Raw genomic sequence first — 12,406 nt, forward strand, 5'->3', positions numbered from 1 at the left:
CGCCGGCTCGGTGGCACCCCTGGCCGTGGGCGGCGGCGGGCACCCCGCCGCCCCGGGGACCGAAATCCCGTGCCCCGTCCCGCACCCCCCGCCACAATGACCAGGTGCGGTACAGAATCCTGGGCGTGGCCCAAGCGGCAGACGACCGGGGCACCCCCGTACCCATCGGCGGCCGGCGCCTGCGGACGCTCCTCGCCGCCCTCGCCCTGCGCCCCGGCCGCACCTGCGCCCCCGACACCCTCGTCGGGGAGATCTGGGCGGACGACCCGCCCCAGGACGCCCCCGCCGCCCTCCAGGCCCTCGTCGGCCGTCTCCGCCGCACCCTCGGCCGGCACACCATCGCCTCCACCCCGGGCGGCTACCGCCTCGAGGCGGCCGAGGACGACGTGGACCTCCACGTCTTCGCACGCCTCGCACACAGCGGCACCCAGGCCCTCGCCGCCGGCGACCCGGCCACCGCCCACCGCACCCTCACCCAGGCCCTCGCCCTCTGGTACGGCCCGGCCCTCGCCGACCTCCCCGACCGCACCGCCGCCGCCCGTCCCGAGGCCCTGCGTCTGGAGGCGACCCGCGCCCGCGCCGCCGCGGCCCTGGACCTCGGCCGTGCCCGGGAGGCCGTACCGGAGCTGCGGGAACTGACCGCCGCCCACCCGTACGACGAGTCCCTGCACGCCCTCCTCATCCGCGCCCTGCGGGACACGGGCCGCCCGGCCGACGCCCTCGCCGCCTACGAGGCCGCCCGCCGCACCCTCGCCGACTCCCTCGGCACCGACCCGGGCCCGGAACTGCGTTCCCTGCACACCTCGTTGCTGAAGCAGGAACCCCCGGACGCCTCCGCGCACCCGGAGACACCCACGCATCCGGAGACACCCACGCATCCGGAGACACCCGCGCATCCGGAGGCCCCCGAGTCCGCGAACAGGCGCACGACCCAGGCGCGCTCGTCGCACCCCACGCCCCCGCGACGCCCCGAGCGCACCGGCAATCTCCGTCCCCGCCTGACCTCCTTCGTGGGGCGGGAACCGGAGCTGGACGCCATTCGTTCCGACTTGCGCGGGGCCCGCCTGGTCACGCTCACCGGACCGGGCGGTTCGGGAAAGACCCGTCTCGCCGAGGAGGCCGCCGCACTCCTCCCCTCGGCCTGGCTGGTCGAGCTGGCCCCGCTCGACCATCCGGAGGCGGTGCCCGGCGCGGTGGTCAGCGCGCTCGGTCTGCGCGAGACCGTGCTGCTGACGAACGAGCTGGCGACCCCGCAGGCCGACCCCACGGCCCTGCTGGTCGAGTACTGCGCCCCGCGCAGCCGGCTGCTGATCCTCGACAACTGCGAGCACGTCATCGACGCGGCGGCCGCCCTCGCCGAGACCCTCCTCACCCACTGCCCGGGGCTCACGATCCTCGCGACCAGCCGTGAACCCCTCGGCGTGCCCGGTGAGTCGGTGCGACCGGTCGAGCCCCTCGTCCCGGAGCAGGCGCACCGCCTCTTCGCCGAGCGCGCGAAGGCCGTCCGTCCCGACGCCGACGCGGTGCTCGGCGACACCGTGGCCGTCGCGGAGATCTGCCGTCGGCTCGACGGGCTGCCGCTGGCCATCGAGCTGGCCGCGGCCCGGCTCAGACTGCTGACCCCGCGCCAGATAGCCGACCGCCTGGACGACCGCTTCCGCCTGCTCACCTCCGGAAGCCGTACGGTCCTGCCCCGCCAGCAGACCCTGCGCGCGGTCGTGGACTGGTCCTGGGAGCTGCTGGACGAGCGGGAGCGGACGGTCCTGCGCGAGGTGTCCGTCTTCGCCGGCGGCTGGGACCTCGCGGCGGCCGAGGCGGTGTGCACCGGCCCGGCGGCGGACCTGATCGGCGCGCTGGTCGACAAGTCCCTGGTGGTCGCCGCCCCGCACGACCCGGACGGCACCGGCGCCGGCATGCGGTACCGCATGCTGGAGACCATCCACGAGTACGCCACCGAGCGCGCGGCCGAGGTCCCCGGGCTGCGCGCGGCGGCCGAGCGACGCCACCGCGCGTGGGTGCGGGCGCTGGTGGAGGAGGCGGAGCCGCGGCTGCGTTCGGCGGCCCAGCTGCCCTGGATCGCCCGCCTGGAGACCGAGCTGGACAACATCCGCGCGGCCCTGGACCGCGCGGTCCGGGCGGGGGACGAGGCGGAGGCGGGCGCCATCGTCCTGGCCACCAGCTGGTTCTGGTGGCTGCGCAACCACCGTCAGGAGGCGGTGGCCCGGGTGCGGCAGGTGCTCCGCCTGGGCGTCGCCCTGGACACGCTGCCCCCGGGCGCGCCGGCCGACGAGGTGAGGGCGCGGGCGGAGACCGCCGACCCGGTGGGCGCCTTCCTCGCCGCCCCCGACGGGGAGGCCGGGCACCCGCTGCGCGAACTGCGGATGGACCTGCGCATGCTGGACCTGTTCCTCACCTCCGAGACGGGCACGGAGAACCTCGCGGCCGACGAGCGGGTCCGGGAGTACCTCGCACGCGTGCGGGCGGCCTACGAGGGCGGGGGACCGCGGGCCGCCCGGCTCCCGGGCATCATCTGGCCGCTGACCTCCTACTACCTGGGCGGTCCGACGGACATCCGTCCGCTGATGACGGAGTGCGTCGACAACTGCCGCCGCCACGGCGGTGACTGGGAGCTCGGGGTCGCCCTGATGTACCGCGCCCACGTCACCGTCGACTCCCCGGGCAACCTGCTCGGCGTCGACGAGGACCTGGCCGAGCTGCGGACGCTCACCCGGCGCGTCGGCGACCGCTGGATGCGGGCGCAGGTGTGCAGCGCGGCCGGCGAGGCGGCCATGACCCGGGGACGGTACGAGGAGGCGCGCGGCGAGTACGAGGAAGCGCTGCGCCTCGCCCACGAGGTGGGCGCCCACGCCGAGGCACCGTTCCTCACGGCCCGGCTCGCCGAGATCTCCTACCGTTCCGGCGACCGGGAGGCCGCGCTGGCCGCGCTGGACGAGGCGGGAACGGCCGCCGACCGGTTCGCGGTACCGGAGTCCCGCGCCTTCGTCCTGCTCCTGCGCGCCCACATCGCCCTGCACGACGACCAGTACGCGCACGCCCGCGAGCTGTACGAGGCGACCCGCGTGGTCATCCGGGACGGCACCCCGCCCCCGCAGTTCGTCGCGGCCCTGCGGATGGTCGAGGCACTGCTCGCGGCCGACGAGTCGGGGCCCGCGCACGGGCTGCCGGTCCTGGCGGCGGCCCTGCGGGAGGCCGTGGACCACCAGTGCGCCGAGTCGATCACGGCCGGTCTGGTGGACGTGGCGGCCGGTCTGCTGGCCCGGCTCGGCGATCTGCCGGGCGCGCTGCGGCTGTTCGCCGCCGCGGACCGCTGGCGCGACGGCCTGGAACGGCCCGAACCGGAGCGCGGCGAGGCCGCCCGGGTGCGCGCCGGGGCCCGCACGGCCCTCCCGGCCGGCCGCTATGCCGCCGAGTGCGCCCGGGGTGCCTCTTTCGGCGTGGCGGACGTCCTGCGCGAGCTGGGTGCCGCGGCGCCGGCCGCCGCGGAATCACGCGGCGGCCCGGCTACCGGCAGGTGAACCGGGACGTGGCCCAGTCCGCGAGCGCCGCCCGGTCGAAGGCGCCGCCGTGCGGTTCCACCACGAGCCGTACGGTCGCGCGCCCGGTGAGGTCGACGTGGACGGGGACGGCCGGGTCGCGGCCCTTGACCAGGCCGGACCGCCACAGCCGTACCCCGTCGGCGTAGACGGAGAAGGAGACCTTGCCGAGGCCGAGCGTCAGGTCGTCCACGCCGGCCAGCGCGTCGTAGGCGGTGCACTGCCGGTTGAGGACGACGGTGACGGAGGAGTCGCCGTGGACGGTGACCCCGCGCGCGTACCGCTCGCCGCCGACGGACAGGCCGTACCGCCGCCACACCCAGCCGCTCTCGCCGAGCGCGATCTCGGGCCGGGTGCCGTCACCGGTGACGTCGAAGCGCAGCTCGCTCAGCTGGTAGACGGTGGGCGCCGGCGGTGGGGTGGGCGTCGAGGTCGGCTCGGGCGTGGGTTCCGGCTTCGGCGTGGGGGTGGCTGACGGCGTCGGGAAGGGTTCGGGGGCCGGCTCCGCCGGGGTTGGCGGGGCGGCGGGCCTGTGGGTGGGCTTGCCGGCGGGTGTGCCTACGGGTGCCGGCGCCGGTTCGGGGGCGAGGGCGACGGGCTTCGGCTTCGGCGGGGACGTGGAGGGAGGCGGTGCGGGCGCGGGCGTCCCGGGCCGTACCACCGGTGCGGACACGGACGGGGAGGGGTCCGGCGCCGGCTGGGCGACCTCCTTCGTCGGACGGCCGTCGTGCACCAGGGCCAGCGCGACCGCGGCGGCGGCCACCACGACCACACCGGCGGCGATGCCGGCCTTCACCGGCGCCCCGAGCCCCTCGGACGCCGCGGCCCCGCCCCCACCGCTCGCCCCGCCGGACGAGCCACCGGCCGCGGCGGCGCCGGCCGCCCCCGCCCCCGCACCCCCGGCCACGATCCCGAGGGCCTTGGCGTACCCGGCGGCCCCGAACCAGCCGATGACCGCGACCGGGACGACCGCCGGGATACCGCTCGCGACCTCTTCGATCTGCGCCGCCGCCAGCCGGCACCCGGCGCACTCCTCCAGGTGCTTGCGCAGCCCCCGCTCGGCACGGACACGCAGCTTGCGGCGGGCGTAGCCGCCGAGCTGGTCGGCGTAGCGGGCGCACTCCTCGTCGTGGGAGAGGGCGGCGCTGACGTGGGCCTGGAGGTACGCCTGCCTCAGCCCCTCCCGCGCGCGGCTGGCGAGGACCCGGGTGCCGTTGGCGTCCAGCCCGAACAGGACGGCCACCTCGCTCGGGGACTCGTCCTCCACCTCCGTGTGCCACAGCACGGCCTGCCAGCGCTCGGGCAGCGAGCGGAAGGCCCGCATGGCCATGGACCGCTCGGCCTCGCGCAGGGCGCGGACGTCGGCGGCCAGACCGAGGTCCGCTGCGGCGGAGCCGATGAACGCGGTGCCCTCCGCGGCGTCCGGGACCCGGGCGGCCTGCTGGGCGAAGAGGGCGAAGTCGTCGACGAGTTGCTCCCGCCGGGCGGACTTCGCCCAGTGGGCGGCGACCCGCCGGACGGAGGTCAGCAGATAGGCCCGTACGGCGTGCTCCGGCCCGGAGCCGCCCCGCACCGCCTGCAGCATCCGCGCGAACACCTCGGCGGTGAGGTCGTCGGCGGTGTGCCCGTCCCGGCAGCAGGCGCGGGCGTAGCGCCGTACCGCGTCCGCGTGCCGTCGGTACAGCTCCTCGTAGGCGGAGTCGTCACCACCGCGCATCCGCTCGATCAGCTCGGCGTCGGCGGGCGGCGTCTCCCGGCGCGGCGGCGGCACGCCTGCCTCACGCTGGGCCGGCACGCTCCCGTCACGGGACCCGCCGGACGGGGCCGGCGGCCCGCCTTGGTGCGGCACCTGGGGCGAGGTCAGCTCCCGGGTCTCCGCGTCCCCGTCGTCACCGCGCGACCCGTCCCACCCGTCAACGCCCATCGCGGACAGCCCCCGACCCCGGCCCAGCCCAACCCGTCAGCCGTCAGCCTGCCACACCGCACTCCCCCGGAAGCCCCCGCGCGCACTCCATCCACTCGTCCGAGCGCACGTGCCCCCACACCACCCCGAACACCCGTCGGGGCGCACGCCCCGCAGGGGCCACCGGCACCACCCGACCGCTCCAGGCGCACGGGTGGTCCGGTGGGTGCTGCTGGGAGAAGGAACGCCCCGGAAACGAGGCCGAGGTGCGAGCCGGCTACGGCCGGGACCGCAGCCCCTCCAGCAGGATGTCCAGCAAGCGCGCCGACGCCGCCGCCTGCTGCGCCGCGTCCGGCAACGACGGCGCCGCCGTGGCGATCACCAGCAGCACGTCCCCCACGGACACGTCCGTCCGCAGCTCACCCGCCGCCCGGGCCCGGTCCACCAACTGCCCGACCACGTCGAGCAGCGCCCCGGCCCCGGCGTCGTCGGCCACCGCGGCCTCCTGCGCCACGAGCCGCAACTCACCGCTCCCCGACTGCACCCGCTGCTGAGGCACCCGGGCCTCTCCGACGAGGCCGACCGCGTCACCGGCCGTACCGGACTCACCCGGAGCGGCGGAGCCGACCCGCAGCACCTGCGGCGGCAGCAGCCGCCCCGCCCCCGACGCCACGGAGGTCCGCAGGAACCGCGACAGCGCCGACCACGGCTCGTCCTCCTGCCCGAGCGCCGCCCGGGCCTGCTCGGTCAGCCGGGCCGTCTCCTCCTCGGCGATCCGCCGGACCAGCACGTCCTTGCTGGGAAAGCGCCGGTACACCGTGCCGACCCCTACCCGGGCCCGCCGCGCCACGTCTTCCATCGGCGCGCCGTACCCCAGCTCGCCGAACACCTCACGCGCCGCACGCAGCACGTGCTCCAGATTGCGCTGTGCGTCCACCCGCAGCGGGGTCGTCCGCGCGGCGTCCGCGCGTCCGCTGCCCACCGCCGCGCTCATCGCCTTGCCGCCGGGCGCGACGGCTGCCGCCGATGCCCAATGCGTGTCCTGAACATGCATGTGTTTCCCCCGGTAATGACGTCTCCCCCCGGAGACTCCCCGCCACTGAACGCGAGGTGCGCGGAAGCGGCATCGGTCCCGACCGGATCCGCCCGTCGCGGACCCGTTCGACCACATTCCCTACACCCCGTCGACACACGAACATAGTTGAGAGGAAGTCAATTCAGAAGGGGCAGGTTCCGTACAGTGCGCCCCCCGATCGGAGTACGGGGTGTATACATCCCGATTCCCGCCCTTCGCACCTTGTCGCCCGCCCCCGCTGACCTGCCCCCTTTCGTCCCGCGCGGACGCCACGGCCGGCCGTGCGCACGCCCGGCCGCCGGTCACACAAATTGTCGGGGCTGTGGACAAACAACAGCGCCGGGTGCGTCATGGGATGGTGAAGGAACGTGCGCGCATTCTGGTTGTCGGCGGCGGCTACGTCGGGATGTACACGGCCCTGCGCCTCCAGCGGAAGCTGAGAGCCGAGCTGCGAAGGGGCGAGGTCGAGATCACCGTCGTCACCCCCGATCCCTACATGACGTACCAGCCGTTCCTCCCCGAGGCCGCCGCGGGCTCGATCTCCCCGCGCCACGTCGTCGTACCGCTGCGCCGCGTCCTGGACCACTGCCACGTCGTCGTCGGCGAGGTCACCTCCATCGACCACGCCGTACGCACCGCCGCCGTCACCACCCTCGCCACCGCCGAGGAGGGCCGCACCGCCGAACTCCTCGGCTACGACGAACTCGTCCTCGCCCCCGGCTCGGTCTCCCGCGCCCTGCCCATCCCCGGCCTCGCCGAGTACGGCATCGGCTTCAAGACCGTCGAAGAGGCCATCGGCCTGCGCAACCACGTCATCGAGCAGATGGACATCGCCTCCTCCACCCGCGACCCGGCCGTCCGCGACGCCGCCCTCACCTTCGTCTTCGTCGGCGGCGGCTACGCGGGCGTCGAGGCCCTCGGCGAACTGGAGGACATGGCCCGCTACACCGCGCGCTACTACCACAACCTCCGCCCCGAGGACATGAAGTGGATCCTCGTGGAGGCCACCGACCGCATCCTCCCGGAGGTCGGCCCCGAGATGGGCCGTTACACCGTCACCCAGCTGCGCCGCCGCAACATCCAGGTGCTGCTGGACACCCGCCTGGAGTCGTGCGCCGACCGCGTCGCCGTGCTCAGCGACGGCCAGCGCTTCCCGACCCGTACGGTCGTGTGGACGGCCGGCGTCAAACCGCACCCGCTGATCGCCGCCACCGACCTGCCGCGCACCGGCCGCGGCCGGCTCCGCTGCACCGCCCAGCTCACCGTCGACGGCACCGAGCACGCCTGGGCCGCCGGCGACGCCGCCGCCGTCCCCGACGTCACGGCCGCCGAACCCGGCACCGAGACCGCCCCCAACGCCCAGCACGCGGTCCGCCAGGCCAAGGTGCTCGGCGACAACATCGTCCACTCCCTGCGCGGCGAGCCGCTGGAGACGTACGCGCACCGGTACGTCGGCTCGGTCGCCTCCCTCGGCCTGCACAAGGGCGTCGCACAGGTCTACGGACGCAAACTGAAGGGCTACCCTGCGTGGTTCATGCACCGCGTGTACCACCTCAGCAGGGTGCCCACCGTCAACCGCAAGGCCCGGGTGCTCGCCGAATGGACCCTCGCCGGCCTCTTCAAACGGGAGATCGTCTCGCTCGGTTCGCTCGAACACCCCCGGGCGGAGTTCGAACTCGCGGCCGGTGGAAAGCCTCCGCACAACCCCTCCGACGACCCGAAGGGGTCGTCCTGACCGGACTCAGGAACTCCGCGGCCCGCCCCGGCGTCTGACGGTTGTCGCCCGTCGCGGCCCGCTCCCTGCCAGACTGCCCTACGACGTCGGACGGGCGCCCGCCCGCCCTAGCACCCACGAGGCTTTCCCCAAGTGAACTTCACGCGCTGGAGCGCCCGGCTCCCCGGAACGCAGCGCCGCGCCACCGCGCGGACCGAGACGGCGGTCTCCCCGGACCGGCGGGGGGAAGGCTCCGTGCCCGCGGCCCGCGCCGAACAGCCCGCCGACGGCACAGCCCCGGTACCCGCCGTGGACGAACTGCCCGCGCGTGACGTCCTGGAACGCGTCCCGGCCCTCGTCGCCCTCGTCCACGGCCCCGACCACCGCGTCGCCTACGTCAACGACGCCTACACCGCCGCCTTCGGTGCCCGCGCCACCGGCGTGGCCGCCCGCGAGGCCCTGCCCGAACTCGCCGAACTGGGCCTGTTCCCGCTGCTCGACCAGGTGCTGCGCAGCGGCAGGCCCCGCACCCTGAAGTCCCGCAAGGCCGTCGACGGCCGCTCGTACACCTTCACCTGCACCCCCGTCGCCGAGGACGGCGACCGCGACGCCGGCGTGCTCGTCTTCGCCACGGACGTCACCGACCACGCCGAGGCCGCCGAGCGCCTGCGCGCCAGCGAGCGCCGCCAGCGCGAGACCGCCGTCACCCTCCAGCGCTCCCTGCTCCCGCAGGAGCTGGAACAGCCCGACGACCTGCGCATCGCCGCCACCTACCAGCCCGGCGGCACCGAGGCCGCGGTCGGCGGCGACTGGTACGACGTGATCACCCTCGGCGGCGGCCGGACCGCCCTCGTCATCGGCGACGTCATGGGCCGCGGTGTGCGGGCCGCCGCCGTCATGGGTCAGCTCCGCACGGCCGTCCGCGCCTACGCCCGCCTCGACCTGCCCCCGCACGAGGTCCTGCAACTCCTCGACGGCCTCGCCGCCGAGATCGACGCCAACCAGATCGCCACCTGCGTGTACGCCGTCCACGACCCGAACGAGGGCCGCCTGGTGTACGCGTCCGCCGGTCACCTGCCGATCCTGGTCCGCGACGAGAACGGCACGGTCTCCCGCGCCGACGAACCCACCGGCCCGCCGCTGGGCACCGGCGGCTGGATGCACTCGTCCGGCTCCATCGCCCTCGGCGCCGGCTCCACGGCCGTCCTCTACACCGACGGCCTGGTCGAGCGCCGCGACGCCGACCTGGACGAGGGCATCGCCGCGCTCGAGGGCGCCCTCGCCGGCGCGACCGGAAGCCCCCAGGTCGTCTGCGACCGTCTGGTCCGCTCGGCCGGCGTCACCGCCGACCACGACGACGACGTCGCCGTCCTGGTCCTCCAGCACCCCGCGCGGACGGGCCCCGACGGCGACCTCTTCCGCAACGCGGCCCTCGAACTCCTCGGCGGTGTGGAAGCGGCACCCCGCGCGCGTGCCTTCGCCTCCGGCGTCCTCGCCAGCTGGCGCTTCCCCGCCGAACTGCACGACCTCGGCGTCCTCGCCACCAGCGAACTGGTCGCCAACAGCCTCCAGCACGGCATCCCGCCCATGCGGCTGCGACTGCGCCGCACCGACCGCCGCCTCATCGTGGAGGTCACCGACGGCGACGACCACCTGCCGAGGCGCCGCCGCGCCGAGCCCGGCGACGAGTCGGGCCGGGGCATCGCCATCGTGGCGACCATCGCCTCCAGCTGGGGCTGCCGCCGCACCCCAGGCGGCGGAAAGGCGGTGTGGTGCGAGTTCGTCCTGCCGAAGGCGAAGCACTGACCGGCTGCCGGCGCGTCCCCTGAGCGACACGCCCGGCACACGACGACGGCCGCCACCCGGAGGTGACGGCCGTGACGCACCGCGGACTCACGCGTCCGCGGGCACCGGTCCCGTGGACGCCCCGCCCCGGGTGACCACCCGGGTCCCGCGCGCCAGCCAGGGCCGGTCCTGCACGGCGGTGAGCCGCCGCCCGAGTCGCAGCGCGAGAACGGTGATCCCCAGCGAGAACAGCAGGAAGGTCACGATGTACGGCCCGTGCAGCGAGGCCGCGAGCGGACCCCCCACCGCCGGACCGACGGCCAGCGCCAACTGCTTGACCAGCGCGAACGCCGAGTTGTACTGCCCGGCCATGCCCTCCGGCGCCAGATCGGCGACCAGCGGCGCGACCGTCGGCGACAGCATCGCCTCGCCCAGACCGAACAGCGCGTACGTCGACACGAACGCGGCCGTGGCCATCTCCCGGCTGCCGTGCCCCAGCCCCGCGTACCCGGCGGCCAGCCAGGCCACGGCCCAGATCAGACCCACCGCGGCGATGACCCGGGACCGCCGGCGCCGCTCCACGAACTTCAGCACGGCGAACTGGGCGACCACGATCATCAGCGTGTTCGCGGCCAGTGCCGTCCCCAGGGCGGACGTGGATATCCCGGCCGCCTCCACGCCGTACGCGCTCAGCCCCGACTCGAACTGCCCGTAGCAGGCGAAGAAGATCGCGAAGCCCAGCACGGACAGCTGCACCATCGCCCGGTTCCCGAGCAGCTGCTTCCAGCTGCCCTTCGCCGACCCCGCCGGAGCGTCCGCCAGGCGCGGCGAGCGCGGCATCCGCACGGTCGCCAGCACGCCGACCAGCAGCAGGAACACCGCCGCCTCGATCGCGAACAGCAGCGTGAACGACGACACGCGCGTGGTGTCGACGAGGTGGCCGCCGATGAGACCGCCGACGCCCAGCCCCAGGTTCTGCAGGAAGAACTGCATCGCGAACGCACGAGAGCGGGTGTCCGCCGAGGAGCAGTCCACGATCATCGTCGCCAGCGCCGGCTGCATCACGGCCTGTCCGGCCCCGAGGGCCGCGGCGGACAGCAGCACACTCGCGGCGGTGCCCGCCAGACCGAGGCTGAGCGCGCCCACGGCGGCGGTCACCAGGGCGGCGAGCAGGACCGGCAGCGGGCCGCGCCGCACGATCGCCCGGCCGGCGAACGGCAGCACGATCAGCGCGGCCACGGCGAAGACGGCGAGCACGAGACCCGCCGTCATGGCTCCCAGACCCCGCACCTGCGCCACATAGACGTACAGGTAGGGGACGGTGAAGCCCAGTCCGAACGCGCTGAGTGCGTTGCCCACGTGGATCCGGCGCATCGCTGCGCCCATCGCCCTGGTCACGTTCACCTCTCTCACTAGTTAGACGTGAAGACTTCGAAGCTAAACTTCAAAGCTAAAGAGTACATGCTCAAGGACTTCAAAGCAAAGGGCTTCCGTGGGATACTGCGTCCATGGCCGACACCCCCGGCGGCGTCACGGAGCCGACGCTCGAAGAACAGATCGCCGCCTACCAGCGCGAGTTCCAGGACCTGGACCCCCAGGTCGAGAAGATCGTGTCGGCGCTGTCCCGGCTGAACCGCCGGATGAACGTCGCCTACGGCCGCCAGACCTCCGCCCTCGGCATCAGCAACGCCGAGTGGGAGGTCCTCAAGGCACTGGTCCTCTCCGGCGCCCCGTACCGCATGGGCCCGAGCGAGCTGGCCAAGCGGCTCGGGCTCACCCCGGCCGCGATGACCCACCGGATCGACCGCATGGTCACCGAGGGACTGGTCACCCGGGAGCGCGACGAGTCCAACCGCGTCCGCGTCATCGTGGAGCTGACGCCCGAGGGCCGCGAGAAGTGGCTGGAGGCGATGCGCTTGGCGACGGTCTTCGAGGAGGACCTGCTCCAGGACCTCACTCCCGCGGAGCGCGGGGTGCTCGGCGAGGTCCTGACCAGGCTGCTGCGCAGGGTGGAGCACGCCCAGCCGGACGCCGGCGGCCGGCTCACCGACCTGGACTGACAGCCGCAGAAAAGATCTTGACAGGGGGGTGTTGACACGCCCCTGCGCGATCCGTAAAGTTCTTCGGGTTGCCGCGGAGCCGTAACGGTTCCTCGGTAGCACCTCAGCCGCCTGGAGCGGCACCCCTCACACCTTCAGCACGATCCCTCCTACGGGTTGATTTCGGCGTGCCCGAATTCAATTCGAATAGGGACTCGGCGGCCCGATTGGGAATCGCCGGGCGGATCCGCTAAGGTTTGAGACGTCGGAACGGCCCAACGGCCGGGAAGACGAACCCCGCTGACCGGGGATCAGACGCCGAAAGGATCTGATAGG

The 12,406-nt window shown here is 74.5% G+C and carries 7 protein-coding genes; 4 read left to right on the forward strand and 3 right to left on the reverse strand.

Annotation, left to right across the window (positions count from 1 at the left end; all coding sequences use genetic code 11):
- The first annotated feature begins 104 nt into the window (after positions 1 to 104).
- Positions 105 to 3,536: an AfsR/SARP family transcriptional regulator gene (locus tag LG395_RS06870; protein ID WP_443743006.1), complete on the forward strand. Its 3,432-nt coding sequence runs from the start codon at positions 105 to 107 to the stop codon at positions 3,534 to 3,536.
- Here LG395_RS06870 and LG395_RS06875 read toward each other — a convergent pair.
- Together LG395_RS06875 and LG395_RS06880 are read right to left on the reverse strand one after the other, a co-directional pair.
- Complete coding sequence (locus tag LG395_RS06875; protein ID WP_225808779.1) at positions 3,523 to 5,478, reverse strand: sigma-70 family RNA polymerase sigma factor; 1,956 nt, start codon at positions 5,476 to 5,478, stop codon at positions 3,523 to 3,525. The two genes, LG395_RS06870 and LG395_RS06875, sit on opposite strands and share 14 nt — an antisense overlap.
- A gap of 256 nt (positions 5,479 to 5,734) precedes the next feature.
- Positions 5,735 to 6,511, reverse strand: a complete 777-nt coding sequence (locus LG395_RS06880) for a TetR/AcrR family transcriptional regulator (protein WP_171154963.1) — start codon at positions 6,509 to 6,511, stop codon at positions 5,735 to 5,737.
- Positions 6,512 to 6,887: 376 nt separating this feature from the next.
- Here LG395_RS06880 and LG395_RS06885 point away from each other — a divergent pair, with 376 nt between their 5' ends.
- Together LG395_RS06885 and LG395_RS06890 are read left to right on the forward strand one after the other, a co-directional pair.
- Positions 6,888 to 8,267, forward strand: a complete 1,380-nt coding sequence (locus tag LG395_RS06885) for an NAD(P)/FAD-dependent oxidoreductase (protein WP_225808780.1) — start codon at positions 6,888 to 6,890, stop codon at positions 8,265 to 8,267.
- Between the two features lie 132 nt (positions 8,268 to 8,399).
- Positions 8,400 to 10,052, forward strand: coding sequence for an ATP-binding SpoIIE family protein phosphatase (locus tag LG395_RS06890; RefSeq protein ID WP_171154965.1), 1,653 nt, complete (start codon positions 8,400 to 8,402; stop codon positions 10,050 to 10,052).
- A gap of 87 nt (positions 10,053 to 10,139) precedes the next feature.
- Here LG395_RS06890 and LG395_RS06895 read toward each other — a convergent pair whose 3' ends face one another.
- Positions 10,140 to 11,417, reverse strand: a complete 1,278-nt coding sequence (locus tag LG395_RS06895) for an MFS transporter (protein WP_225808802.1) — start codon at positions 11,415 to 11,417, stop codon at positions 10,140 to 10,142.
- A 122-nt stretch (positions 11,418 to 11,539) separates the two neighbouring features.
- Here LG395_RS06895 and LG395_RS06900 point away from each other — a divergent pair, with 122 nt between their 5' ends.
- Positions 11,540 to 12,091: a MarR family winged helix-turn-helix transcriptional regulator gene (locus LG395_RS06900; RefSeq protein ID WP_171154966.1), complete on the forward strand. Its 552-nt coding sequence runs from the start codon at positions 11,540 to 11,542 to the stop codon at positions 12,089 to 12,091.
- Positions 12,092 to 12,406 lie beyond the last annotated feature (315 nt).

It is taken from the genome of Streptomyces spinosus (assembly GCF_020400655.1).
In the GTDB taxonomy this organism is placed as follows: domain Bacteria; phylum Actinomycetota; class Actinomycetes; order Streptomycetales; family Streptomycetaceae; genus Streptomyces; species Streptomyces argyrophylli.